Below are 26,547 nucleotides of genomic sequence, written 5' to 3' on the forward strand. Positions count from 1 at the left end.
CGCCAAAGGCCGCCTGGCTTCGTTGCTCCTCAGTCGAAGATCCAGGGAGGATATTCTCCTTCGTTGCGCCTCGCCATCCGGCCTTTGGCGCGAAAACAGGACCCCGCGGAATTTTCGGACACGCTCTTACGGATCGGCTATCCCGGCGTGTACCGTTTCGGCCAGAGGGGTCAGCGCTCATCGAATGATCATTGGGTCGGTTAACACATTGCGGGAAGCGAGGGTCCAATTCCGGGTCCAAGGAAGCTCGGGGCGTCAGGTCGAGGTCAACGCAATTGTGGACACGGGTTTCACAGGCTTCTTGACTTTGCCAGCAAGCACGATCGAACAACTCGGTTTGGAGTGGATTTGTCGCGAGCCAGGCATCCTCGGTGACGGGAGTATTCGGCTGTTCGATGTCTATCTTGCGACCGTGTTGTGGGATAAGCAAATCATCGAAGTGGAAGTGAACTCGTCGGAGACTGACGCCTTGGTTGGAATGAGGTTAATATATTGGCCATCGGCTCGAAATCGACGTGGTCGTGGGCGGTTCGGTGACGATCGAAGCGCTCCCGGCGAAATGACCCGGCTATCTCTTCTCCTTCTGAATCAGCATGAGGGCGTTCGCCATGCCGCGTTCCCGGCCTTCGGAGGGGCTGTTCATCAACTGCCCGTAAACCCAAAAAGTCGCGGAACCGCCGCCGTCGAGGTTCAGCGCTTCTTTGCAGCCGAGCTTGATCATGTAATTGGCCAATTCGGGCAAGGTCATCCCAACGGACAAACGCCGCTGCCGGCCGTCCACTTCGACCAGGAAGAAGTAATCGTCGTTCCACCCAATCGCGGCGCGCGGGTGCCGAACGTACATTTCCGTGCGGGCAATATCCTTCCCGTCGCGGACGATGGGTGGCCCGCCGCCGATCGCCATTCTCGCGCCCTTGAGGTTCGGCATTGTGGCGGTCGAAATCTTCAGAACGGTTCCGGGAGCCACGCTTTCGGCGCGCGCTTCGAGTTGGCGGCCGAGCGACAAGACCATCGTGTCTTTGGTCAACGGGGCGCCTCCGCCTGGGCGCACCTCGCGGACCCGCGCCGAGTAAGATTGTCCGATGCGAAGGGGCAACCAGTCGTTCGTCCCGTTTCGTTCCAACACCAGGTCGCGCCCGCCGCTCGTCCGGGTCGATGGGCCAATCGCAGCGGTGTAGAGCACGGCGGCGTTGCGTGGCCGGTCTTCGTTGAGGCCAAACGGCGTTCGCGTGCCATGGGGCCAGGTGACTTCAAAGTGCGACGCGACATTCGTCATGTGCGGATGGCCCGCCGCGTCAGTCCAGAGGCAGGTCCAGTCGCACGGCCCGCTGATCAGTTCGCCGTCGAGAATTTGCAGACCTTTCGGGTCGCCGACATAGGGGCGGGTCTTGTTGTAGTAATCGCCATTGATCGCCGCCACAGGACGTCCGAGCCGCGGCGCCGTGGCTTTGACTTGCTCGCTGAGTGTGGCCAGGCCGATCTGGTTGCCGTTCGGCAGCGTGGTTTGCAGCTCCAGGTCCGGATTCGCTCGGTCCACTTTCACGATGTGAACGGACCAGGGACCGTCGGGGATTTCGTCGTGGTGATAGGCGAAGCCGTGGGGAAGTCTCGCGTTGGTGCGGCTGGAGGAATCTCCGCGGAGCGTGCCTTCGCCAAGGAACGATGCGGAAATCAGGATCGCCAGCGACCCAGCCGTTCGCCGGGCGCCCTTCTTAAACAAATAGCAAGAATTCATGGTCGCTCATTCGCCGCTGCTGCTTCAAGAACACTTGGCCACGCCCAAAGTTGCGAGGCGCGTCTTGACATTTCCGCTGTAGCGCAGAGTTGAACTCTGCTGTATCGCCGATTTGCAATCGGCGGCGCGCCCTTCGGTTCCAAGGCGATCGAGCCGGTCTGGAGCCTGCGGAATGCAATTCCGCGATACGGCAGATTACAAATCTGCGCTACGTCGCCAGGCGTACCGTTGGTGTTTTGTCCATGTGCGCCCAAAGTTTCATGCCTCACTGGCCTTGCCCTTTTTCTTTCTCAGTCTGTACCAGGACGAGCGCATTGGCCGTGGGCCGCTCGTAACCATAGCATGGGCTGTTCAGAATATTGCCTTCGAGCCAAAACTCGACCGAGCCGCCGCCGTCAAGATTCAGCGCTTCCTCGCAACCTTGCCTGGCCATATAGGCGGCCAGCTCTGGCAATGACATGCCCATCGACAACCCAGGCTGCCGGCCATCGACGGCGACAAGGAAAAAGTATTTCGAGTTCCAGCCAATGGCAGTTCGTGGGTGGCGTTGATGTGAGCGATGGTCGAAAAAGGATTGGCTGATGGACTGGACTTCTCCCGCGCGCACAAGTTGCGGTCCGCCCCCCAGAGCCGTCTGCACGCCCTTCAGGTCAGGCGTGGTAGCCATCGAAAGCCTGAGGGTGCTTCCCACAGCCGGGACCTGAATCCGAGCGGCAATGTGCGGGGCCAGCGAAATCACCATAATGTCGCGGCTTAATCGCGTGTTGCCCGTTTCCCGAATCTCGCGCACACGAGCCGAATAGGTCAGGCCCGCTCGGAGGGGCAGCCAGGGGCTTTGTCCGTCGCGTTCCAGGACCAATTCCCGGCCCCCACTGGCGTAGGTGGAGGATCCAAAGCGAGGCGTGTAAAGCACAGCGCCGTTCAGGCGCCGATCCTCGTTGAGTCCTAGAGGAGTCGAGCTGCCCGACGGCCAGAGCACTTTGAGTTGTGACAGCGCCACGCCAATTCGGGGCTGTTTGTTCGTGTCGATCCAGAAACAAGCGTCCGCGTCCGGAGCGCTGACCAGCTCACCCTCCATGATTTGCAGTCCTCGTGGATCGCCTGGGTAAGGACCTCTCTCGGAAAAGAAATCTCCATTGATCGCGGCGAGCGGCCGGCCGCGTCCAGGGTGGATGGTTCGAATCTGTTCCGTGAGCGGTCCCAGTCCGAGAATCTGATTCTGCGAAAGCGTGGTCACCAGTTCGAGGTCGGCGCGCTTGCGATCCACTTGAAGCACATGAACCGACAGGTTTCGTCCCTGATCGTTCTTGTAAGTGTATCCTCGCCCGGCCTCCGCTGGCGCAGCGACAACGGTCACCAGGCTCGCGGTCAAGGAGAGCGCGGCGCACACGAGCCGACACCAGAGCAGCCACGGATTACACGACGAATTCCGTATCGGGGTCTCGGGGTCTCGGGGTCTCGGGGATTGGGTCGCGCTTCGCCACGCCGATGCTCCGATACCCCGACACTCCGGCACACTGGCATGCTCAATCAACAACTCGCGAAACCTCATGGAGCGGGCGGACAACAGGGCAAGATGCCTTTGATAAACGCGACTCGGTCGGCTCATGGCTGCGATGGAATACCAGATTTGCGGTTGCGAACTCAAGGAACTTGAGCAGTTCCGGGCACATTCTGAAAATCGAAATCCGTCACGGCCTGGGCGGCCAAGGTCGCCAGGCTCTTTTGGAGCGCGTAAATGTTCCCCGAAGGCTCCGGATGGACTCGATTGGACAGCAGCATCCAAAAGGTTTTGGAGAACGGATCGATCCACAAACACGCTCCGGTAAACCCCGTGTGCCCGTAGGAGCCAATCGGAAACACGTCTCCGCGAGGACGGCTGTAAGCGGAGTCGATGTCCCAACCGAGCCCGCGCCGGGCTTGAATCGACGCTGGAGTCTGCACTCGGGTCATCAGTTTCACCGATTCGGGCTTCAACACGCGCACGCCATCGAGTTCGCCGCCGTTCAACATCATCCGCGCAAACCGGGCCACGTCCGATGCAGTGGTAAAAACTCCGGCGTGACCGGCCACCCCGCCCATGCGCCGCGCTTTGGGATCGTGAACTTTGCCCCGCAACACTTCGCGCCCGCTCCGCTCGGTCGGCGCGATCCGGGGTAACCATGCGGCTGGCGGCAGGAAACGGGTGTCCTTCATCTTGAGAGGCTCGAAGATTTCCCGCGACGCGACCTCTTCCAGCATCTCGCCAGAGACGCGTCGGATGACTTCGCCAAGAATGATGAAATTGATGTCGCTATAACGGCAGACCGTTCCGGGCGGATCGGGAGGGCGTTCTCTCCCAATCAACGCGAACGCCCTTTCGTGATCCGACCAATCCGGGTCGCGGCTCAAGCGGGTATTGAACCCGGACATGTGCGTCAGCAAATGCCGCAACGTGATGGTTTCCTTCCCTCCGCCTTCAAATCCCGGCAGGTATGTCGCTACAGGTTCGTCCAGTTTGAGCTTCCCGCGTTCCGCGAGAATCATCAATGCTGGAGCCGTCGCCAGCACCTTGGTCATCGACGCGACGTCAAAAATCGTGTCTTCGGTCATGGGCTCGAGCTTGGGGACCAGCGCGCGCTGGCCGAACGCCTTATGGTAGCTCGTGCCGTTATGCTCGACCCAGAGCACGCCCCCCGGCAACTGCCGATCCGCAATCGCACGCTCGATCGCCGCGTCCATTTGCGCGAGCTTGGCTGGATCGAGCGGGGCGGCCGCGAGACACGGAAAGGACAAAAGAGCCAGCACTGCTCCCAATCCATACCGCAGGAATTCAATACCAATTACGGATGAACACGGATGAACACAGATGGATCGAAAAAGCAGGGCCTTTGTAGTCCGACGCCAGAAATCGCCGGTCGGGGTTCTGATTGTCAAAAACGGACCTCGGCGTTTATCCGTGTTTATCCGTGTCCATCCGTGGTTAATGTTGCCCTTTCCGAAAGAGAGGCGCTTGAGTGTCGCTGCCATCCTGTGATCCGGGGTGCGCATTTTAGACGTGCGTTGGGCAAGTAATCGTGCAAGACCGTTCAAATTGCAAAAAGGTTTTGCATCGCGCCGGAGTGAGCTATACACACTCCGTCTTTGGTGTAGCGGCAGAGTCGCGTGATTCGTAAAACGTAAAACGTAAGTAATTACGAATTACGTTTTACGTTTTACTCGTTTATGGAACCCACCATACGAATCGCCCTGATTGGCGCCGGTATGTTCGGCGGCGACGTGCATCTGCGCGCTTACGCCGATTTGCAGCGCTATGGTATCAGCGGCCAACTCGCCCGCGTCGGTTTGGATCGATGGTCGCGCGACTTCGCCGCCGTAAGATTTGAACTGGCCGCCGTCGCGACGCGTTCGCAAAAGTCGGCCGAACTGGCGCGAAACCACTTCAAGGAATGGACCGGACACGCGCCCAAGGCATGCTTTGGCGAGACGCCCTGGACCGAAGTCTTGCAGGGCTTTCCAGACCTGGACGTCGTGGCCGTGGCCACGCCAGACCATTTGCACACGCCCGTGATCTTGTCCGCGCTCAACGCCGGCGCTCATGTGATCACTGAGAAGCCGATGTGCCTGGACACGGCTGAGGCCGATCAAATCATTGATCTGGCACGAGCCAAACAACGCGTGGTCGCGGTCGATATGCACAAACGCTACGACCCGGATCATCTCCGCGTCCGAAACGACATTGCCCGGCGGATCGGAGAGCCGCTTTACGGCACCGCGTTCCTGGAGGAACCGCTGGAAGTTTCCACCAGCACGTTCAAGTGGGTCGAGCAAAGCGACCCGTTCAGCTACGTCGGGCCGCATTGGGTCGATTTGATTTATCACTATTACAAGAGCAAACCGGTCTCGCTGACCGCCGTCGGCCAGAAGAAGCGGTTGGTGCGCGACGGCATCAACGCTTACGACGCCGTGCAAGTGCGCGTCGATTTTGCCAACGGCATGAGCATCAATTTCCACAACAACTGGATCACGCCGCCCGACTTTGAAGGGCCCGTGAACCAGGGCCACGAAATCGTCGGCGCGGACGGCAAGGTTGAGAGCGACCAGCAATACCGAGGCTTCCGTTGGTGGAACAAAGGCGGTGGGAGCCGGACGTCCAACAATCATTTCACCCGCGATGTGACGCGACCCGGCGGCTCGCGCGCTTACATCGGCTACGGCGTCGATAGCATCACGGTCGGGTTGGTCGCGATGTGCCGGATGAAGTTCCTGAAGGAATCGCTCGACGCCGTGGCCGACATTTATCCGACCGCTGAGGAAGGCCGAATCACCGTGGCCATCCTCCACGCCGCGCGGATCGTGCGGGATCTCAACTTCAAATATCTCCAGGAAGGCAAAGGCGCGACCGTGACCGCGCGCTTCGGTCCGGATGGCATTACGATTGTGGATCCCAATCGCGTCGGCGAAGCCCCGAAGGGCGTGTTTTGCCAGGTTTATGACAAACCGATTTAAGGACGAGACCGCGGAAGGTTCACGAAAATATCCTCGACGGCTCGCGCAACGTCCGGTTTGAAGAAGTCTGCCGCCTGGCTGAAGCGTTCGGGTTCCGACGTGACCGCGTGATCGGCAGCCATCATATTTACCGGCAGGCCCAAGGTCTGATGCTGAACCTTCAACCCGACCGCAACGGACAGGCGAAGTTCTGCCAGGTGCGCCAACTGCTTGAATTGGTAGAGCAAAACGGCTTAAGGTTGCGGGACTGAAATGAGCGACTACCACATAAATCTGTTTTGAAGTGAAGAAGACAATTGCTGGATTGCGGACATCCCTGACTTGAAGTTCTGCTCCGCCCGTGGCGAGACGCCGGCACAAGCGCTTCGGGAAGTTCAGACTGCAAAGAAAGCCTGGCTTGCGAGCGCCCGCGCCCACAAACAGCGCATTCCGAAACCAGCCTATCGGCCGGCGATTTATGCGTGAAAGCGGCCGCTGAGTCACAATATGGGCAAAGAATTCAGCATCACGCCGCGCGAAGTGCCGCGCGTTGAAACCAAATACCGCCGCGTCGTCACGCCATTGCCGCACCCGGACTCCGTGGCCACGCTTGAGAAGCTTCGCCAGTTCGAACCCATCTCCATGCGCGGACAGCCCCCCATCGTCTGGGACAAAGCTGAAGACATTTTCGTCTATGATAAATACGGCAACAAATGGCTCGACTGGAGCTGCGGCGTTCTCGTGACCAATGCCGGACACGGGCCGGCGGAAATTCGCCAGGCGATCATCGACCAAGTCAACAGCGGTCTGCTGCACAATTACTGCTTTCCCAGTGAAGAACGCGCGACACTGACGGAATACCTCGCCAGCCTGGCCCCCGATCCACTCAAAAAAGTTTTCTTGCTCACGACCGGTTCGGAAGCAACCGAGTGCGCCCTGAAGCTGGCGCGAGCGCATGGCATCAAGGTCGGCGGCAAACGAAAGATCGGCCTGGTCGGTTATGAACGCGGCTTTCATGGCCGCACGCTGGGCGCGCAACAGGCCGGCGGCATGGCGGGGCAAAAATCGTGGATCGTGAATGAGGACCCGGCGATCCTCAACGCGCCGTTCCCCGACGGCTACTGGCAAACGGACACCAGCTTCGACACGTTTCTGCGCGCGCTGAAGATGAAGGGGCTTGAGCCGGATCACGTCGCCGGGGTGATGCTGGAGACGTATCAAGGTGTCGGGCCGGACTTCGCGCCGGTCGAATACATCCGAGCCATGGCGGACTTTTGCAAACGGCACCAGGCAGTTCTGATCTTTGACGAAGTGCAGGCGGGCTTTGGGCGCACCGGCAAATTTTGGGCCTTCGAGCATTATGGTGTCGTGCCGGACCTCATTTGCTGCGGCAAAGGCATCAGCAGTTCGCTCCCGCTCTCGGCGGTCATTGGCCGGCCCGAAGTGATGGACCAATTCCCGCCCGGCTCGATGACCAGCACGCACACGGGCAATCCCGTCTGTTGCGCCGCCGCGCTGGCCAGCGTCAAGAAAATCGTGAAAGAGAATCTGACGGCGAACGCGGCGCGCCTGGAAAAGCCGTTGCTCGACGGCCTGAAACGAATCCAGGCGAAACACCCCGAAGTCATCGGCCATGTCACCGCGCGCGGTCTGGTGGGCGGCATGCAAATCGTGAAGCGCGGGACAAAAGAACCGGACCACGATCTCGCGCACGCCATCATTGAAGGCTGTTTTTGGAAGGGTTTGCTCTTCTTCGCGCCGGTCGGCGCGTGGGGGCAGACGGTCAAGATTGCGCCGCCACTCACAATTCCGCGCGACGCGCTAGAGGAGGGATTGGCTGTGCTGCAAGATGCGACTGAAGAAGCGGTGCAGGGGTGAGCTAGTCACACTCGCGATGCGAGGAAGCGAGCATCTCGGACTTGGTCATGCCGCGGTACGTTGAACGCGTCGCCGCGCTCTTCGCGCAAATCTGCGCGCTTCCCGGCCGCGGAGAAGACACTCTGAACTAATGTCGCAGTCGAGAGCCGGCCAATAGACCAAGGAATGGCAAATCTCGTAACGGGCGCGTTCTCGCGGCGCGGCCAGCATAAGTGTGGGGTAGAAGGCCAGCGGCACGCTCACGGTTCTGCCATCTTCAAGATCGAACGCCAATCGGTCCTTCGTGAGCTTGACTGCGATGACGTCGGGTAGAGGAGTATTATTCTGTTTCATTCCAGGCCTCGATCAGTATGGCTTCGTGTTTTTCCAAAATACGCACGATGGCACGCAATTGGGTCTCGCGAAATCCCTTATTCCAACTCAACGTGTGCCTTCGGCAAGCGTGCGGAGGGCTCAAAAGAACTCAACTGCACAGGCGCCAGCCAGAACTTCGCCTCGCTTCCCGCCTTTTGCACATGCACATGAACAGGTTCATCGGGTTCCGAACTGTAGAATCCGATACGGTAACCGTTCTCCCTCAGGATCGTCGGCACCACGCCACCCTATGGCGTGCATATCAGCCAGGCAAGTCGTGGCTCACCGCTGCATTTCAATCAGTATCAGAGGTTCTTTTGTGCTTTTCTCGCCACCAACTCGTCTTTCCCTTCATTGATCAGCTTTTCCAGCCGCCGCCCGTATTCGACGTAATTGGCGCGCATCGCGTCTTCGTTGCTGGCCTTCGATTGCGCGTCGTGGAAAACCACGACCATGTGAGGCTCGATGCTGATCCCGGCGTCGTATCCGTGCGCGAAAGCGTCCTTGAGAATGTCGCGGACTCGACCCTGGCCTTGGCCGGGGAAATTGTAGTCGGCGTCGTTCTTCGCGGGATTCCAGGTCGCATCTTTGACGTGGATATGAACAGTGTGGTCGCGCACGTGCGTCCAGAATTCCCACGGATCTTGCTTGGGCCACGGTTTGGGTTTGGAACGCTCCGGGTTGAAGATAGGGTTGGCGGTGTCGAAGACCCACTTGAGGCCGGGCACTTTGTCCAGCAACTCGTGCGCGTGCTGCCAGCTCATGCCGCCATAGTTCATGCAGTTCTCGTGGACCGGCTGGAGGCCCGCGTCGAGAAACATCTTCGTGACTTCGCGGACCCGCTCGAACACCGCGGGCGGGATGCGATCCTCGTCATCCTTCGGTTTGAAGCTCATGACGCGGATGAATTTCGTGTCCAGCCGCTGCATGCGCGGGATGGCGCGTTTGACTTCCGCGAGCGTCACATCGAACGGCGTCTCGACCGTCTTCGCCCAGTTCATGATGGTGGAGCCAAAGCAGTAAATGCCGACGCCCGCGTCCTTGAGCTTGCGCTCGACGGCGTCGAAGGCCGCGTCTGGAATGTCGTGCAGGTTGGCTTTGGGAAAGCCGGGCACTTCCACGCCGCGCATTTCGATGTGGCGCCAGCCTAGTTCTTTCGTCGCGCGAATCTGTCCGTCGATCGTGTTCGCGCCTTCGTCACCAATGCCCATCAGGTGCATGATTACTTCTTTTTGATCTGGGTTTGGAATTTCGGCGCAAACTTCGAGCGCGAGAGCTGGCCGCTGGCATCGAAAAACTCCAGTCGGCCATCCTTGTCGCAAATCCAGTACTCGCGCGCGCCGGCTTTCAGATATAGATCTTTCTTAGACACCAATTCTGCGCGACGATTGTGGAGTGACATGACTTCGACGCAGATTTCGGGCGCGATGGAAGCGCTGTATTCGTCACAGATTTTTGCCCATCTTCGCCGCGAGGCCCAGGCGACAGCCGCTTCCTTCGTCCCATCGCTGGTCTCGACCGCACACTCCACGATCACTTCGCCTTGAGGCAGGTGTTTTCGGAATAATTCGCCAATCCGAAACGCGAAATATCCGTGGTAGTTGTGAGTGGGGCTCATAATGATTTGGCCCTGGCCGTTGAGTTCGATTTTGAACGGCAAATCCCAAAAGCGCCGGTCCAGGCACAATTCCTTCCACGTCATACGTGATAATCCTTATCGATTGAACGATTTCGTAAAATCCTCTCCGACGACCTCGACGACTTTCTTTTCGTGCTTCGACCCGGCGATCAACTGGTTGAGTTTCTTCTCGTAAGCCGCGCTGTTCATGGGTAGCTGCACCGTTTCACCCAACAGCGACGAGTAAAGCATGACATTCGCCAGCTCGATGGATTGGAGTCCGTCACCCCCCGGCGCGATCAACGGCGCGCCGTCGAGAATGGCATCGACGAAATTCTGCATCAAGATGGCGTGGGGGTTCGCGGCATTCTCGAACGGGATGTCCGCGACCCACACGTCCGGCTTGGCGAAACCGACCTTGCAGGTCTTGCTGAATTCGATCATGTCCACTTCGTTTCGGGTGAAGGTGATCTTGTTGTTCTCGACCACGATTTTGCCGCGCGTGCCGGCGATTTCAAAACGGTTGCTCCCGGGCGCTTCACCGGTGGACGACACGAAAACGCCCGTGGCCTTGTTCCCCCATTCGAGATAACAGGTGATATCGTCCTCCACCTCGACGTTGTGGTAGCGGCCCAACTGGCAAAAGCCGCGCACGCGCGCTGGCATTCCACAGAGCCATTGCAGCATGTCGAGTTGGTGCAGGCATTGGTTGATCAGCACGCCGCCGCCTTCGCCCTTCCAGGTCGCGCGCCAGCCGCCGCTCGCGTAATAGGCTTCCGTGCGGAACCAATCCGAAATGATCCAGTTGATGCGGACGATCTCGCCGAGCTCGCCCGCTTGAATCAGTTTCCGAATCTTGACGTAACGCGGTTCAACCCGGAGCTGGAACATGCCCGCGAAAACTTGTTTGGGATGTTTCTGGCCCGTGGCGATCAAGCGTTCGGCGTCGGCTTTGTGCGCTGAAATCGGTTTTTCGACCATCGCGTGCAAGCCGGTGTTGAGCGCCGCGATGCCCAGCGTCGTGTGCTGGTAATGCGGCGTGGCAATGACCACGGCGTCGGCGTCGCCCGACCGAATCAAATCTTCGCCTTCGGTGAACAGTTTTGGGATTCGCCCTTTGTATCGCTCCAGACTCTGGGGAAACACGTCGCTCGCCGCGGTCAATTCACAACGGGTCACCTTCCCGGCCAACAGGTACTCGGCATGGTGTTTTCCGATATTGCCCAGGCCAATAATCCCAAGACGCACTTTCTTCATGCGGCCAGGATAGAAAATCGATTCTCAATCCACAAAGACAAATTCGTTCGAGAGCAAGAGCACTTGGGCAAGTTGCTCCCAAGGCGTCAGAGGCTTGGGAGGGATGGGCGGCGGGCCACTGAAATCTTTCTTCGCGTTCCATTCCTTCTGGGAATCGTCTCCGGCCGTGCCCGTTGCTCCGCCCGCCACTTTGATAACGGGACTCCAGGCAAAGTCGTCGCTGTTCAAATTGGCGTTATAGTCCACCACGAAGTCGAGCGTGTCGCCTGCCTCGACCTGGACGGATTCGATTTTGGTCTCGGCCTTGTTCTTGTGAACGGTCCAGCTTCCGAGCGCGCCAAGGCGGTTTGAGACCACGCGAGCACGCACGCCGTCGCCTTTTTCATGGTCGTGCTTGAGGGTTCCTGCGACCGAAACCGTCGCGTTAAACGGCGCGATCCATCGGCGAATCGCCGCGTGTTCGAGATCATTCCCGGGGTGGCCGCCGTCTGCAGTCAATCGGACCCATCCGAGGTTCGCATCAGGCCAATTCGCGCCGCCTTGCCAGGCGTCGCCCGTGAAATGGGGCAGCGGAGTGAAGCGCGTCACGCGTCCGGCGTCCTCATCGAACGTGCCGTGGCCGTAGAACCAGACTGGAACCGGAGGGGGCGGCGGTTGGTAGGGTGGAAGTGAATCGGCCGTCTTAAGGAACTCGATCACGCCTTCCACGTCTTCGGCCGTGGCGGACCGTTGGTACACGGTTCGGTAAAGCTTTTGCACGCGCTCCGCGAGGTCGTGTTCTCGAGTCAGGTCAAGCCGCTGCACAAGAGATCGGGCGCGTTCCACAACGAACGGGCTGTTCATAAAGAAGAGCGCTTGCTGCGGCACCGTCGTCTCGGGCCTTTGCGGGTTGTGCAGGTCGGGATTCGCGAAATCAAAAACGCGGTAAACGCCGGGGAGAAACTGGCGGTCAATGAGGCCATAGACCGAGCGGCGCGGGCTGAATGGCGGTTTGAACAAATCGGCCGGCGGTCCGCCTGCTTTGGTTTCCAGTTCGCCGGTCACGGCGAACAGCGAGTCGCGCAACGCTTCGAAGTCGAGCCGGTGCCGGTTCATTCGACCGAGCAAGCGGTTCTCCGGATCCACGGCGGCGGCGCGCATGAGTGTGCGGGCTGATCCGTCTGTGTGATCGGAGTAATCAGTAGGGTTCCCTTCTGCCTTCTGTCCAACTGAATACTGATCACTGAATACTGATGACTGAGAAGCCTGCTGATACACGCTCGAAAGCATGATCAACCGGTGCAATCTCTTGAGCGACCAATCCTCGTTCATGAAGTCACAAGCCAACCAATCCAGAAGCTCCGGATGGCTGGGCGGTTCGCTGCGCGTTCCGAAGTCACTGGGCGTGCGCACGAGGCCGGCGCCGAAGTGGTGAAGCCAGATTCGGTTCACCATCACGCGCGCGGTCAGCGGATTGTCCCTGCTGGCAATGGCTCGCGCCAGTTCGAGGCGCCCGCTTCCCTTCGCGAAAGGATGGAGTGTTCCGCGCGAGAGCACTTCCAGGAATTGCCGGGGCGCTTCCTCTCCTTTGTTCGCCGGATTGCCTCGGACAAAGACGCGCGAGTTCTTTGGATTGGGCCGGTCTTCCAACACGACAGAATAGGGAGGCGCGCCAGGAGAGCGGATAATCCAGCGCTCGATCTCCGCATGCAGCTTCATGAGTTGCACGCGGGTGGGCTCATCGAAATACCATTCGAGGTCCGCGGCGGCCAGGACGGGGATATGGACGGGCGCACTGGAGCCATAGAGTACCTGGCGAAGCTGTTCCTGACTTTGGCCGGGCAAGGCGCGGGGAGGCTGCGTCTTGTTCGTGGCAGCGTTCTGCAAGGTTTCCTGCCATCGCTGATGAACCGCGAGGAGGAGCTTTCCGTAACGCTCTGCAACGTCCCGCATAGAATGCAATGGCTTGTTGGTGAGGGTCTCGACAATCAACCCGTTGAGCGGTCGCGCGGAATTGGGCGCGACTGGCAAATCCAAATTATTGGTTTTGTTTGCAGCGCGTTCCCCCTCACCCCGGCCCTCTCCCTGGGGGAGAGGGAGTGTTGATCTCTGCGGAGGGAGTTGTTGAGTGTTCTGATTCAAACGAGGAACTGGCGCCGTTGTTCCCTCTCCCTGAGGGAGAGGGCCAGGGTGAGGGGAAAGGGCGTGGACCGCAGTCAAGCGTGACGGACTGCTGGAAGCGCTTATGGTCAGTTCAGCCAGTTTTCCAGCCGCGTTCGTGGCAAAGTCCTCGGCGGGCAACGCCACAAGAGCGTGCCAGGGAGCAAAGACGGGATGAAACTCCCGTTTCGTCTGCGCCAGGTAACTTTCCCAGGCTCGTGCGACCGTTGGATTGAGGTCATTGGGGCCTCGAATTTCGTAGTGCTCCTCCGTGGGGAGCTTTTTGACGTCGAGCACGGCGACGAGGTACTCGGTGACGTTGGTTCGGAAGCGATTGGAGAATTCCTCGCGTTTCTGCCGCATCGTCTGTTCATATTTCTCGACGCGTTCATTCAAGCCTTTCTCAAAATCAACCGAGGCCGGGTTCGCGCGATTCGCCGCGGAAAGAGGCAGCATTTTCTCCGTGCACGACGCGAACACGCCATAGAGCGCGTAGTAATCTTTGGTCGGGATGGGATCGAACTTGTGATCGTGGCAACGGGCACAGGCGACCGTGAGGGCCTGCGTGCCGCGCATCAACACGTCGATCCGATCGTCGATGATGTCGTGGATCACGCCGAGGAACCGGCGGCCCAGCGTGAGGAATCCCAGGGCAGCGAGGTCGGGGTTCCGAGTTTCGAGTTTCGGGGTTTGAGTTTCGGGGTTTGAGTTGAAAGTGGAGAGAAGGTGGTCTGCGGCGATCTGCTTGAGCAAGAATTCATCGTAAGGCATGTCTTGGTTGAACGCGCGGATGACCCAGTCGCGATAAACATAGGAATGGACGAAGCGCGGTTCTTCGCGGTCACCATAAACGTAGCCCTTGGTGTCGGCATAGCGGGCGACGTCCAGCCAGTAACGCCCCCAACGTTCGCCGTATCGCGCAGAGGCGAGCCAGCGGTCCACGACCATCGCGAAGGCGTCCGGCGACCGATCCGCCAGGAACGCGTCCACTTCTTCCGGAGCCGGCGGCAAACCCAGGAGATCAAACGCGGCGCGGCGAATTAGAGTTCGCTTGTCGGCGGGCGGCGAGGGCCGGAGCTCGTTCTGTTCCAGTTTGGCCAAAATGAAAAAATCGATAGGCGTTTTGGGCCAGCGCGAGTCCTTGACCTCAGGAAGCGGGGAATCCCTCGGAGGCTGAAAAGCCCAGTGTTGCGTGGCCGCGGTTGAATTGGAGATTGGAGATTGGAGATTGGAAATTTCTAATCCAGGGAGGCCAGGCGCAGCGCCCAGGTTATGATCTGCCAGGGGCAGAGCGAGGCTCAGGCTGAGACTCCGGATGACATGGCGAAGGGCGCGCATCGTAGATTCGCCTGCCACTGTAGCCCGCCTCGCCTCGCCGAAAAACTGAATTTTTGCGGGTTGGAACCGCAGACCAACCTACCGCGGATTACGCGGATGTCGCGGATAAGAACCAGACGCTGAAGTGCTGCCTGCATCTGATCCGCGCCCATCAGCGAAATCCGCGGTACATTCCTTCCGAAAATGCGAGAGGCGCGTTGACAGCCGCGTCTTGCCTTGCGCTGTTGCCGTGAGCCATACTCCCGGCATGAAATCTCGAGGCGGATTCTTTTTCCCGGATGGTCTTGGCTTGTGTTTGATTCTTGGATCGTTGGTTGTTTTCCGTTTGGACGCCGCCGAGAGCCAGGTCGGGGAACTTCTAAGCCAGGCCCAGTCCGCCTTTAGCCGAGGCGAACAGGAAAAGGCGCTTGCCTTCGCCCAAAAAGCTGTCGAAGCCGACCCAAAAAATGCGAAGGCCTATCTGTTTCGCGGCCGGCTGCACGATGCTTTGAAGCAATACGAAAAGGCTGTGGCCGACTACAGCCAGGTGCTTCAAAGCGATCGGAACGCGAAGGAGATTTACCAACTGCGCGGCGTGGCTCAGTTCAAACTCGGACGCGCGCAGGAGTCGATTGCGGACTTCGACCGCTACATTCAACTGAATCCTTCCCAGGCCGCACATCACTGGCAGCGCGGCATTTCCTATTACTACGCCGGGCGCTATGAGGAAGGACGCAAGCAGTTCGAGTTGCACCAAACGGTTAATCCGAACGACGTCGAAAACGCTGTCTGGCATTTCCTCTGCGTCGCTCGAAGCGCCGATGCGAAGAAGGCCCGCGAATCGCTGATCAAAATCGAAGGCGACGCGCGGGTGCCAATGATGGAAGTGTTCGCGTTGTTCGCCGGCAAAGGATCCGCCGAGCGCGTGTTGGCCGCGGCGAAGGCGGGCAAACCTTCACCTGAAGAACTCACGCAACGCCTGTTTTACGCGCACCTCTATCTTGGATTGTTCTACGAAGCGACGGGAGACAACAAACTCGCCAAGCTGCATATCCTCAAGGCGACGGACGAATTCCCCGCCGATCATTACATGGGCGACGTCGCGAGAGTCCACGCCAAGCTCCGCTGGGAGGCGTGGATGAATGGAAAGTGAGCGCAGGCGATGAGAAAGGAGATTCGTGGGCGGACGCGACGGAACTAAGAGCGTGTTTTTGAAAATGGGTGGAACGGGCTACCAGCCCGTTTTCGGCGGCAACTTGCCGCCGAAAATTGCGGCAGGCTGGCAGCCTGCCGCAACAGGCCAGTGGCCTGTTCCAAATTCGGCTTCGCTCTCGGCCAGGACTCGGGCCATCCAGTTAGTCAAGGTGATGTCAATCAACGTTCCCATAATCAGGGCAAACTGAGTCGGATTTCGTCGAGCCAGGCCGTTCCTGGACCAAACGTCCAGCCTAGCCGCCTAGCCTGGCGAGAGTCGCGCGGGGCACAGCAGTCGATTTGAGTCGAGCATACCGGCGTCTCCAGTCAGCTAGCCGGACACCTCTGAGGGCAACCGTGAGGTCAGAAGGTAAGCAGATCCAACAATCGAATGCCGCCAACGGTCAATTCCCAGCGTCCGTTCCGCTTAACCAAGAGATGACCGCAAGGCTGCCGGGCTTGTTCGTCTTCGTTGACGGAAAGCAGTTGTATTCGGGCCGAGCCGGTGATTTCCCGGCTTGCGCGGGGAATCAGTTGGAACGGCAGCCCGGAGAAGTTGAGCGCAACTTCGTACGCGGCGGCGCCCTCGCGGTCAGCGATCGGATTGCGGCGGATAAGACTGGTGTAACGGTGAAGCCAGGGAAAGGATGTGTCCCGAACCACCACGCGGCACAGTTCCTTTTGCTGCCGCAGAAACTCGAGCAACTGGAATTGGTCCTTCTCCTGTTCCTGCGCCAGGAAGATCAGGCGCGGATCGATTCCGCGCAGGTTATGTCCATTCCATTGGCCGTGGTCGTTGCGTTGATCGGGCAAGTTTTTCTGCCGCCAGGCTTCGAAGCGTTCGTTGAGCAGCAAATTGAGCTCGAAATGGACGTGCGCGCGCTCTTTGGAAATCCCCTGGCGTGTGTTGGTCGAGCGGCCCATGACCGCGATGGGCGCTCCGGCTTGGACCTTTTTGCCAGGCTCAACCGCGGGCGCTATCTCCCGGAGGTGCGCATAAACCGAATAGATTTCCAGACCCTCGACCAGATGCTGGATCACGATGTACCGTCCGTAATTCGAGAGTCCCGGTTTGTGATTCACATAAACGACCGTGCCGTTGGCCGTGGCAAGGACCGGGTCCGTCGGCTCGCCCTGGCGATCGCGCTGGAGACACCGGATGTCAATCCCTTCGTGAAATTGCTGGCCGTCCGTGCGAACGCAGCCGAACATCCCGCTGGTCCAGGGTTTGCCGACGGTGCCAACGAAGAATCGTTCTTCGCTTCCGGAGTTCAACAGTTCGCGGTTGGCGGTGGGGAAACGAAACGGCTGCGCGAGTGAAGCGGCTGCGGGCCAGCTTAGCCCTAGGAATGCTAACAGAAGCCAACGAAGAAAACGAAGATCAGGCCAAGGCGGGATTGGCTTCCAAGCTCTCCTGTTCCGCTGCTCAACGCCAACGAGTGTGAAAACGGTCCACCTTGGCCAGCAAGCCTTTGTTCGCTTCGTTGCCTTTTGCGCAAGTGAATCACTACGGCCCGGACCCGCCATAAGATCAGAACCTCGACCGCTTCTTTACTTCTGCGATCAGGTTGGTGAGGCCGCGAACAATCCGCTTTGCTTCTTCTTCCGTCGCATCCGGCGTAAAGACCATCGTCCCGTCGGTGATGCGCTGCCGGATCAGCGGCGCGGCGAGCCAGCGGGACTCGGTAAACTGACTATGAATGGCGACGCGGCGGCCGCGGTTTACCGTCGTCACGTTCTCCAAAAGCAAGGCGCCATGGCGGTTGAATTGCGCGCGAATGGCAAATCCGCCGTAAGCATCGGCCTTCACAACCTCCGCCGACTCCAGGTCGATCTCGGTGAGAAAGGGTTCGCGGTTGATCGTCACGAGGAATGGCTTTTCGCGAAACACTGAGGCCGTGGAATTGCGGGCCGATCCGTCCGGGTTAACCTCCAGATGCAGCCGGAGCGTCGAACCTTCTTTGCCTTTCTTCGCGCTGCCGGTCGTTTCACATCCACCGCAGCACGCCAGCGAGGCCGCGAGCAAATAGAGATTGATTGAACGGGTTCCGATCATCATAGTTCGCCGAAATCAGGACGCTGAATTTGCAGCGGAGAAAGTGACATGAGCAAGCAATATAATAAACTGGAAAAACGAAAACGCCGGCGGGCTTATCTCAAACGCAAGAAGACGGCGGCCAAGCGGCCGAAGGCCGCCGCGCCCGGCGCCTAACCCGCGCAGCACAAATCCCCATCCATCAAGGCCACCGTTTGCGGTGGCTTTTTTGCGTACGGCGGCGTGCGAAAAGGCCGCGGCAGCTCGAAGTTATTCACCGCGCGTTTTTCGCCGCGAAACACGCTTGTCCGAGCCGGCCGCTGACCTCGCTCGGAGGCCGTGTTGACGCGGCTTTTGTCAATTCGCGAATCGCGCCGCTTCAGTTAATAAGTTGTGGACAAGAATTCATTGTGAAATCAGCGAAAGTAGCTATGCTCGCAATCGTTCATTGAAAGAACAGAGAAGCACAGCGGTAACCCAAAAGTTGCAGTTGGTCTTCTCAAGATGATCCCAGGTGACTGGGGAAAGGCTAAGGCAAGCTGGTTGGCTTGGCCCCTCCTTAGTTCAGGCCGAAAGGCCTGGACAGAGGAGGCAGGATTCACCGGTTCTTCTGACGGCGTTCGCGCGCCGTAAGCAACGCGAATAGGAACTGGGCGATAAGAAGCGATGAGAAGCCGCTTCGAGTCGAGTCAGGTAGCTCAGGTTGGTTTCGGACTTGAGCAAGTCGCAGTTACCCAAAGGGTACACGGTTGCTACTGCGTTCCAGCACGGAGCAAACGCTCTGGCGGTCTCAAAACGGAGATTCGCCAAAAAAAGATGCCGAAAGGCAGGACAAAGAGGGCGTTCGGTCCGGGAAGGTCATGAGGTCTAGGCAGGACCTCTCAAAACCTTCTGAGAAGTCGGCGATGCTAAAAACGGCACCGCTGACCTGTGAGCAAAAAGGCAGCCTGAGAGTTAAGAGGCCAGACCCGTGGCACTGGGCCAACGCACTGCCAAAAGCGGTGGCCGACCCAGCGCTAAATGGTCAAGACGCGGACCTGAAATCACAGTCGTGTCTTGAGCTGGTTCGCAAGCCGGTGGCGCAACCATCAGCCCAAGCGAGCTAAGAGGCCTCACTCAATAATCCAGCAGCCGCAAGGCTCTGGACGGCCCTGCTATGAGGCCGGCAAACTCCGCTTGCCGTGGAGAATGGCGTCGGGAAGCTGGCAGCCAATTTGGCGCCTAATGCCAGCCCGGGAAAGAGAGCGTGGCGCACTCCCATCCCCCAATTTTGTCCCTGCTCGGCCGCAAGGCCGGGCGGGGACAGTTGTTTCGAAGGACTGACTTCCATCCATTGCCTGCAACCAAACAACGTCGGTGCAAAGTCCAATGTTCGATTGTTCGATTGTTCGCTCGTTTCACGATGCTTCAACCGGTCGGCCAGCATCGGGCTGCTTCAGCAGCAAGCCGCCGCAACCACAAGGCGGCCTCCCGTTTGGCTCCGTCCGCATCGGTCAGTGTCGGCGTGATCCCCTGCACGTAATGAAACGGCTCGGCGGAACGGGAATCCCGCAGGTCGCCACCCAGCGTTCCAGCGAGTCCCAGGCAGGGAACGTTTTTCCTGTGACAGAGTTTCGCGATCTCGCCGACCCCCTTGCCCATCAAAGTCGAGTCGTCGATTGCGCCTTCGCCCGTGATCACCAGTTGAGCTGATTCGATTCGCTTCTGCAATCGCGCGTAATGTGCAAAGAGTTCGAACCCGGACTCCAGGTGTCCCTTCAAAAAACACCTCAGACCGAACCCGAGACCTCCGGCGGCGCCATCGCCAGGAGAGGACGCAGGCGCCAGCCGCAAATCTCGTGCACAAATCTCTGCCAGGCGTTCGAGGCAGTTCTCCGCGCGAGGCATATCATCGGGGCGCAAGCCTTTCTGCGGCCCATAAATCCGGCTCGCGCCGATCGGTCCCAAGAGAGGATTCTGCACATCTACAGCGACACGGATTTCCGGCAAGGAGACCCAAGCCTTCGGTGGGTCAATTTGTTCGAGGGAATCCAACGAAACCCAGCGTTCAATGGCACGGCCCGCCTTGTCGAGAAACGACCATCCCAACGCTCGCGCCAACCCGAACCCGCCGTCATTGGTGGCACTCCCGCCGATTCCCAGCACAAGCCGGCGAGCGCCTGCCAAATCCGCCGCCGTAACAACTGCCCCCAAGCCGGCGGTATCCATCTCGAACGGGTGGTGCTTCCGAGGAGGCAACAGAGCCAGTCCAATCACATTCGCCGACTCGATAATCGCGGTGTCGCTTTTCGGGTCCGACCACCACTTGGCCTGATGAGGTCGGTGAGCGGCATCGCAGGTTTGAACTATGCGCGGTTCGGCGGAGATCAAGGCGCTCATGACCTCGCCAAACCCGTCGCCGCCATCGCTCATCGGCAGGAGTTCCAAAGCGTCGTTCGGACGCGATTCGCGCCAGCCTTCGGCGATCGCCTGTGCGGCCGCGTGCGCGGTCAACGTGCCTTTGAATTTGTCGGGGACGATCAGGACACGGTTGGGCATGGCTTCACGTTAGCAAATTGGTGCGGGCCATCGCACGCGATTTTCAGGCGCGGAGAACTAACGCGTCAGGCGTAAAACGTAAAACGTGAAACTGGACCAGAACACCCATCGATTACGCTTCACGTTTTATGCTTTACGCAGGAAAGTATTGCCAAACCTCACTCGTATGGCAGTTTAGTGATCAATGACGACTATGAACAAACCGAAGATTATCGCTTACTTGAAGCCCCAGTGCGGTTGGAGCCAGGGAGTGCGCGCCATTCTGCGAAAATACGATTTGCCCTACGAAGACCGGGACATCATCAACGACCCGACACAACGCCAGGAGATGATTGAAAAGAGCGGCCAGATGCTCAGCCCCTGCGTGGAGGTGAACGGCCATGTGCTCGCGGATGTCAGCGGAGAAGAAGTCGAAGCTTACTTGCTGGCCAGCAACCTGGTGGCGTGGAATCAACGCCCCCCCGAAGCGCCAACCAACGCCCCGTGCGCGCACGAATCGTCCGGCCCGGCGACGATCCATTTTCGTCGGTGATTCTTTGCGCAACTTCTCAGGCCGTGAAGAGTCGCTCTTCACGGCTTGTTGCTTTTTGGCCTATGCGCATCGTGACATCTGTTAGACGGATGCAGCACCTGGCGCGGCGTTGGCGGCGAGAGGGCAAGCCCTCTGCTCTTGTGCCGACGATGGGTTACCTGCACGGTGGCCACATCAGCCTGGTGAAACAAGCGCGCCGCAAGATTGGGCGCAAGGGTCGTGTCGTGGTCAGCATCTACGTCAATCCAACCCAGTTTGGTCCCGGTGAAGATTTCGCGCGCTATCCCCGCGACCTGGCCCGCGACACGAAGCGGTGCCGCGCGGCGGGCGTCGATGTGCTCTTCGTGCCAAAGGATCGCGAGATGTATCCGAATTCCACGGACGAAGCGTTCAGCACGTTTGTCATCGAAGAGCGTTTGAGCCGGCGCATGGAAGGGGCGTCTCGGCCGACTCACTTCAAAGGCGTGACGACGGTCGTGGCGAAACTGTTCAACATCGTCCGGCCAGATATCGCGGTATTTGGCGCCAAGGATTTTCAGCAAGCTGCCGTGATCCAGCGGATGGTGCGCGACTTGAATTTCCTGGTGAAAATCGTCCTGGCGCCAATCGTCCGCGAGGCCGATGGCCTGGCTCTAAGTTCGCGGAACAAGTATCTGTCTCCTGACGAGCGCCGGCAGGCGATCGTTTTGCGGCAAGCGATCCAATTGGCGCAAAAGAAGGCCGCTGCCTCGCGAACACTTGTGGCCGCTTCGCGGTTGCGCGGGGAAGTCATTCGGTTTATTCAACGGCAGCCGGCGGCGCGGGTCGATTACGTCGAGTTTTTTGATCCGAACAGCCTGGAGCCGGCGCCGCAGGTTGGCCGCGGCGTTCGGATGGCGCTCGCGGTCTTCGTGGGGAAAACGCGTTTGATCGACAACGCCCAGTTGTGATCGACAAATTCATGGTTCGAGTCCTTAACAGGAGGCAACTGAGAAAACAGAGTTTCTGTCTCTGTTGCCTCCGTTTCCTCCTGGTAGGGATTTGGCCCGCGTTTTTCGCGAGCGTAACCCTGGATTGGGAAAGGTTTTCTCCGCCGCGATAACACCTAACACCTCTATGCAAACTGACCGAAAGCAGTGCGATTTTCTGGTGTTGGGCAGCGGCATCGCCGGCCTGACGTTCGCTTTGAACGTCGCCCCGCACGGGCGCGTTTGCATTGTCACCAAGAAACATCGCGCGGAATCAAACACCAACTACGCGCAAGGCGGAATTGCGGCGGTGACATCCAAGGAGGATTCCTTCGAGATGCACGTGCGCGACACGCTGGAGGCCGGAGGGGGCCTCTGCAATGAGGAAGTCGTCCGTACGATCATTCAAGAAGGCCCGGCCCGCATCGCCGACTTGATCGCGCTGGGAATGAAGTTTTCCGAGCGCGAAATCCCGCGATCCCGAGGCGCCAAGGAACTCGATCTCGGCAAGGAAGGCGGGCATTCCAAACGCCGAATCCTCCACGCCAAGGACGTCACGGGACGGGAGGTCGAGAAAGCGCTGTTGGCCGCCGCAGCCGATCAGCCCAACATCGAGATCCTGGAGGATCACGTGGCGATTGACCTGATCACGAGTCATAAATTCGGTTTGGGAGGCCCGAACCGCTGCCTCGGCGCCTATGTTTTCGACAAGAAGAACGAGCGCGTGATCACTTTCAAGGCGCGCCTAGTGCTGCTGGCGACCGGCGGTTGCGGCAAAGTTTATCTTTACACGACCAATCCGGATATCGCGACGGGAGACGGCGTTGCCATGGCGTATCGGGCGGGCGCCGCGGTCGCGAACATGGAGTTCGTTCAGTTTCACCCCACCTGCCTGTATCATCCGAAGGCGAAGTCATTTCTCATCAGCGAGGCCGTGCGCGGAGAAGGCGGCGTGTTGAAGACGCTGGAAGGGGTGGAGTTCATGGACGCTTATCACCCCCTCAAATCGCTGGCGCATCGAGACGTGGTGGCGCGTGCCATCGACAGCGAGATGAAGCGCAGCGGCGCGGATTACGTGCTGCTCGACATCACCCACAAAACCGCGCGGTTCACCATGGACCGCTTTCCGAATATTTACAAAACCTGCCTGGATTACGGGATCGACATCACCAAAGAGCCGATCCCGGTCGTGCCGGCCGCCCACTATCAATGCGGCGGAGTCTTGACGTCCGTGAACGGCGAGACCGAAATCGCCGGGCTTTACGCCGTCGGCGAGGTGGCATGCACGGGTCTGCACGGCGCCAATCGGTTGGCCAGCAATTCGCTCCTGGAAGCGCTGGTGTGCGCCCATCGCGTGGCGCAACAGGTGACGGTGAGTCGCCTGCCGCCGGTGGATTGCGCCATTCCGGATTGGCAATCGGGCGAGGCGGCCGACGCGGATGAAATGGTGGTGGTCTCGCACATCTGGGACGAAATCCGGCGTTTGATGTGGGATTACGTGGGGATCGTCCGCACCAACAAACGGCTGCAACGCGCGCGGAAAAGGATCGAAAACCTCCAGGCTGAAATTCAGGAATACTACTGGGATTTCGTGGTCACAAGCGATCTGCTCGAATTGCGCAATATTGCGACGACCGCCGAGCTGATCATCCAGTGCGCGCTGCAACGGCCCGAAAGCCGCGGCCTGCATTACAACCTGGATTCCCCGAACCCGCATCTCGAATGGGCCCAGCGCGACACGATTCTTCGCAAGCAACTGGACTGACGATCATGCCCGACGCTTCCCAGGAGCCTGACGGTAGGGCGAGCCTGTCCCCAACGAGCCGAGTCGGACGCGTTCCACGCACGTCGAGCGGCTCGCCGGGACGGACTCGCCCTACCAGGTTCAGGGGCCGATTTCCCGTCCTCATGCTCCTCACCGCGCTCTGTTCGCCGTTGCTCCGCGCGGACACTCAATTCCCCGCGTCATCTATCGAGATCGATGACGGAGGTTATCGCCGGCGATTTGTGATCGCCACAAACGAAGTTTGCCTTCGCTGGCCGGGCGGCGTGGAACAGGTCGTAAAAACTGACTGCGGGACGGAGTCGAACTCGGAGATTCCCCGCGATCAAACCGGATTTGCCGCAGACAAGTTTGTGTTGCATGTGCAACACAAACTTGTCCAGGTCGCCGCCCAGACGGCGCCGGTTCTTTATGAGATGAACGCCCCTCGAACCGACACGACACGACGTGTGATGACGCGAAAGATTTTGCTCCGCCTGGCGGACGGCGTTGACGCGGCCCTTGTCGCGCAGACCCCAGGCGCGTCGGCGATCTATCCCGTGGACTACGCGCCAGGTTATTTTGTTGCCGAGGCCGGCGCCCCCTCGGAGACCTTGAGCTTGACCGCAGCTCTTCGCAAGACAGACGGCGTTCTGGCGGCCAATCCGATTCTCGGGCGCAAGCTGGCCAAGAAGATTCTGCCGAACGACCGGTATTTTCCCGACCAATGGTTTCTCTTGAATACCGGCCAATCGCGCGGCAAACCGGGCATCGACTTGAACATCCTCAGCGCCTGGGAGCGGTATCATGGCCGGGGCGTGAACATCGCGATCGTTGATGACGGGTTGCAGTTGGCTCATCCCGACATCGCTCCCAATGCTCAATCCAATCTTCACCATGACTACCGCGACAACGACAAGGACGCGAGCCCCGGCGGCACGGATGATTTCCACGGCACCGCCGTCGCCGGCGTGGCCGCGGCGCGCGGGAATAATTCTTTGGGTGTCGCGGGAGTCGCTTATGAGGCGGCGCTCGTGAGCATCCGCCTGGTGGGCGGTTTCGTGCAGACGGATGAGCAAAGCGCGTCGGCGATCCTGCACAGCAATCGCGTCATCCACGTCAGCAACAACAGTTGGGGCGCAGAGGACGACGGACGCAATTTGGACGGGCCGGGACCGCTCATGCGCGCGGCCAGAGAAAATGCGGTCCGGAATGGACGCAACGGCAAAGGAACCATCCTTGTGTGGTCCGGCGGCAATGGCCGGGAAGTGCAGGATGATGTGAATTACGACGCCTACGCCAATTCGATGCACGTTTTTCCCGTGGCCGCGATCAACGACCTCGGCAAACAGGCCGCTTACAGCGAGCCCGGCGCTTGTGTCGTCGTCACGGCGCCCTCCAATGTCGGCGAGAGCTCCGCGCAGGAAGGAATCGCGACCGCCGACCTGATCGGCGACGACGGCTTGAATTATGTCCCGGTCGGCGACGATTTGACGGACACGAGTTACACGCGGTATTTCGGCGGAACGTCGGCGGCCTCGGCGATGGTCTCCGGCGTCGTGGCGCTCGTCCTGGAAGCAAACCCAAATCTGGGCTGGCGCGACGTGAAAGAACTCCTGATGCGCTCCGCCACTCAGGTTGATCCCTTCGATTCGGACTGGGTCACGAATGGAGCCGGTCTGCGCTTCAATCACAAGTATGGCGGCGGCTTGGTCAACGCGAGCGCGGCCGTCACGATGGCGACAAACTGGATGAACCTCGGCCCCCAGATCAGCCAATTCCAGGAACGCACCAACCTGGCGCTGTCGATTCCGGATAACGATCCAAACGGCACGTCGCTGGTCTTCGACTTCCGGCGTTCTCCCGCATTGCGAGTCGAACACGCCGTCGTCACCGTGACCCTCCTGCATTCGAGGCGCGGGGATTTGGCGATCACGCTGATTTCAGCGCAGGGGACGCGCAGCCGGCTCGCAGAGCGGCACGCGGACCAGAATGCCGATTACCCCGGATGGTCCTTCACGTCCGTGGCAAACTGGGGAGAAACCTCGCAAGGCCAATGGCGCATCCAGTTCACAGACCTCCGCGCCGCCCTGGCCGGTCAGGTAAAGGATCTTCGTCTGGAGTTGTTTGGCTCGGATGCCTCCGACCAAACACAGCCCTGGCTCAATGCCGCTTTCGTGCCGAGCGGCAAGATCCAACTCCGGATGACCGGGCGTCCGGGCTACCGTTACGAAATCCAGGCTTCGACCAACTTCGCGGATTGGGCTACTCTCCTCAGCAGGAATCTGACCTCAGGCACGACGATTGAATTGAACGATGTGGATATTGCGGCAGCGCCCGCGCGATTTTTTCGAGCCGTTCGCTTTCCCTTGCCGGAGGAGAACGCAGGACCGTGAGAACCGAGTGAAGCGGTGCGCGGCGGCGTTTGGCAAGTCGCCTGCCGGACAGGCAGGAATCACCTGACAGGTCCATGATTCCCTTAAAAAAAATTAGGGACGGCCCTGATAGCCAAAGTCTTCTTTGCTGCTATATTAGTCCTGAAACTTCTCTTCAACGCTGTGGCCCGCTCCTTAGTGGTCCGTTTCATAAATACGCTCACGTTCGTTGCGCCCAATTTGGCCTGGGGCAAGGCGCGACGAGCGAGCATCCCCGCCAGTGGGGCTGTGACCGAGGAGCAACGCAGCCCCAGGCAAAATTCGGCGCAACCCGAAGGGCGGCAGTTCTTTTTCGCCAGACTTCGTTGCTTGCTCCTTACAGATCCACTTCGGGATATG

21 protein-coding genes and 2 pseudogenes are annotated in these 26,547 nt (G+C 59.3%); 10 read left to right on the top strand and 13 right to left on the bottom strand.

Annotation, left to right across the window (positions count from 1 at the left end; all coding sequences use genetic code 11):
* On the bottom strand, positions 1-181 hold a 181-nt coding region (locus tag FJ398_10695; protein ID MBM3838416.1), incomplete at its 3' end, for a hypothetical protein.
* Between the two features lie 3 nt (positions 182-184).
* Here FJ398_10695 and FJ398_10700 point away from each other — a divergent pair.
* A pseudogene (locus FJ398_10700) lies at positions 185-563 on the top strand (clan AA aspartic protease).
* Positions 564-568: 5 nt separating this feature from the next.
* Here FJ398_10700 and FJ398_10705 read toward each other — a convergent pair.
* The 3 genes from FJ398_10705 to FJ398_10715 form a co-directional block, all read right to left on the bottom strand.
* Entirely contained in the window at positions 569-1,735 is a 1,167-nt protein-coding gene (locus FJ398_10705; protein MBM3838417.1) for a phosphodiester glycosidase family protein, read from the bottom strand.
* A 265-nt stretch (positions 1,736-2,000) separates the two neighbouring features.
* The gene (locus FJ398_10710; protein MBM3838418.1) at positions 2,001-3,344 is read right to left on the bottom strand and encodes a phosphodiester glycosidase family protein; all 1,344 of its coding nucleotides are present in this window, start codon (positions 3,342-3,344) and stop codon (positions 2,001-2,003) included.
* Between the two features lie 35 nt (positions 3,345-3,379).
* Complete coding sequence (locus FJ398_10715; GenBank protein ID MBM3838419.1) at positions 3,380-4,456, bottom strand: beta-lactamase family protein; 1,077 nt, start codon at positions 4,454-4,456, stop codon at positions 3,380-3,382.
* A 483-nt stretch (positions 4,457-4,939) separates the two neighbouring features.
* On the opposite strand from FJ398_10715, the gene FJ398_10720 reads away from it, so the two are divergent.
* From FJ398_10720 to FJ398_10735, 4 genes and pseudogenes are all read left to right on the top strand, one after another.
* A complete protein-coding gene (locus FJ398_10720) occupies positions 4,940-6,223 on the top strand; it encodes a Gfo/Idh/MocA family oxidoreductase (protein ID MBM3838420.1) in 1,284 nt (427 codons plus the stop codon).
* Positions 6,224-6,252: 29 nt separating this feature from the next.
* Positions 6,253-6,474 (top strand): type II toxin-antitoxin system HicA family toxin, encoded by a 222-nt coding sequence (locus FJ398_10725; GenBank protein ID MBM3838421.1) that lies wholly within the window; start codon positions 6,253-6,255, stop codon positions 6,472-6,474.
* A gap of 1 nt (position 6,475) precedes the next feature.
* Positions 6,476-6,688: pseudogene (locus FJ398_10730) on the top strand (type II toxin-antitoxin system HicB family antitoxin).
* A gap of 21 nt (positions 6,689-6,709) precedes the next feature.
* Positions 6,710-8,080: an aspartate aminotransferase family protein gene (locus FJ398_10735; protein MBM3838422.1), complete on the top strand. Its 1,371-nt coding sequence runs from the start codon at positions 6,710-6,712 to the stop codon at positions 8,078-8,080.
* A gap of 45 nt (positions 8,081-8,125) precedes the next feature.
* Here FJ398_10735 and FJ398_10740 read toward each other — a convergent pair whose 3' ends face one another.
* The 6 genes from FJ398_10740 to FJ398_10765 all read right to left on the bottom strand — a co-directional run bounded on the left by FJ398_10740 (position 8,126) and on the right by FJ398_10765 (position 14,786).
* Positions 8,126-8,413, bottom strand: a complete 288-nt coding sequence (locus tag FJ398_10740; GenBank protein ID MBM3838423.1) for a DUF2442 domain-containing protein — start codon at positions 8,411-8,413, stop codon at positions 8,126-8,128.
* A gap of 77 nt (positions 8,414-8,490) precedes the next feature.
* Complete coding sequence (locus FJ398_10745; GenBank protein MBM3838424.1) at positions 8,491-8,673, bottom strand: DUF4160 domain-containing protein; 183 nt, start codon at positions 8,671-8,673, stop codon at positions 8,491-8,493.
* 66 nt (positions 8,674-8,739) lie between these two features.
* Entirely contained in the window at positions 8,740-9,654 is a 915-nt protein-coding gene (locus FJ398_10750) for a sugar phosphate isomerase/epimerase (GenBank protein MBM3838425.1), read from the bottom strand.
* Between the two features lie 2 nt (positions 9,655-9,656).
* On the bottom strand, positions 9,657-10,136 hold the full coding sequence (locus FJ398_10755; protein ID MBM3838426.1) for a Uma2 family endonuclease: 480 nt from the start codon (positions 10,134-10,136) through the stop codon (positions 9,657-9,659).
* Between the two features lie 12 nt (positions 10,137-10,148).
* Complete coding sequence (locus FJ398_10760; GenBank protein MBM3838427.1) at positions 10,149-11,309, bottom strand: Gfo/Idh/MocA family oxidoreductase; 1,161 nt, start codon at positions 11,307-11,309, stop codon at positions 10,149-10,151.
* 24 nt (positions 11,310-11,333) lie between these two features.
* Positions 11,334-14,786, bottom strand: coding sequence for a DUF1553 domain-containing protein (locus FJ398_10765; protein ID MBM3838428.1), 3,453 nt, complete (start codon positions 14,784-14,786; stop codon positions 11,334-11,336).
* Between the two features lie 247 nt (positions 14,787-15,033).
* On the opposite strand from FJ398_10765, the gene FJ398_10770 reads away from it, so the two are divergent.
* On the top strand, positions 15,034-15,918 hold the full coding sequence (locus tag FJ398_10770; GenBank protein MBM3838429.1) for a tetratricopeptide repeat protein: 885 nt from the start codon (positions 15,034-15,036) through the stop codon (positions 15,916-15,918).
* A 404-nt stretch (positions 15,919-16,322) separates the two neighbouring features.
* On the opposite strand, the gene FJ398_10775 is transcribed toward FJ398_10770, so the two are convergent.
* The 3 genes from FJ398_10775 to FJ398_10785 form a co-directional block, all read right to left on the bottom strand.
* Positions 16,323-17,486 carry a M23 family metallopeptidase gene (locus FJ398_10775; GenBank protein MBM3838430.1) on the bottom strand — a complete coding sequence of 388 codons (1,164 nt, stop codon included), beginning with the start codon at positions 17,484-17,486 and terminating at the stop codon, positions 16,323-16,325.
* Between the two features lie 4 nt (positions 17,487-17,490).
* Positions 17,491-18,018: a hypothetical protein gene (locus FJ398_10780; GenBank protein MBM3838431.1), complete on the bottom strand. Its 528-nt coding sequence runs from the start codon at positions 18,016-18,018 to the stop codon at positions 17,491-17,493.
* A 1,383-nt stretch (positions 18,019-19,401) separates the two neighbouring features.
* Positions 19,402-20,532, bottom strand: coding sequence for a glycerate kinase (locus tag FJ398_10785; protein ID MBM3838432.1), 1,131 nt, complete (start codon positions 20,530-20,532; stop codon positions 19,402-19,404).
* Positions 20,533-20,725: 193 nt separating this feature from the next.
* Between FJ398_10785 and FJ398_10790 the strand changes: the two genes are divergently transcribed.
* The 4 genes from FJ398_10790 to FJ398_10805 all read left to right on the top strand — a co-directional run bounded on the left by FJ398_10790 (position 20,726) and on the right by FJ398_10805 (position 26,169).
* Entirely contained in the window at positions 20,726-21,064 is a 339-nt protein-coding gene (locus tag FJ398_10790; GenBank protein MBM3838433.1) for a glutaredoxin, read from the top strand.
* A gap of 62 nt (positions 21,065-21,126) precedes the next feature.
* Positions 21,127-21,993, top strand: a complete 867-nt coding sequence (locus FJ398_10795) for a pantoate--beta-alanine ligase (protein ID MBM3838434.1) — start codon at positions 21,127-21,129, stop codon at positions 21,991-21,993.
* Positions 21,994-22,159: 166 nt separating this feature from the next.
* The gene (gene nadB, locus FJ398_10800; GenBank protein ID MBM3838435.1) at positions 22,160-23,776 is read left to right on the top strand and encodes an L-aspartate oxidase; all 1,617 of its coding nucleotides are present in this window, start codon (positions 22,160-22,162) and stop codon (positions 23,774-23,776) included.
* On the top strand, positions 23,734-26,169 hold the full coding sequence (locus FJ398_10805; protein ID MBM3838436.1) for a hypothetical protein: 2,436 nt from the start codon (positions 23,734-23,736) through the stop codon (positions 26,167-26,169). Before nadB ends, FJ398_10805 begins: the two co-directional genes overlap by 43 nt.
* The last annotated feature ends 378 nt before the right edge of the window (positions 26,170-26,547 follow it).

It is taken from the genome of Verrucomicrobiota bacterium, from assembly GCA_016871535.1.
Taxonomy (GTDB): Bacteria; Verrucomicrobiota; Verrucomicrobiia; order Limisphaerales; family SIBE01; genus VHCZ01.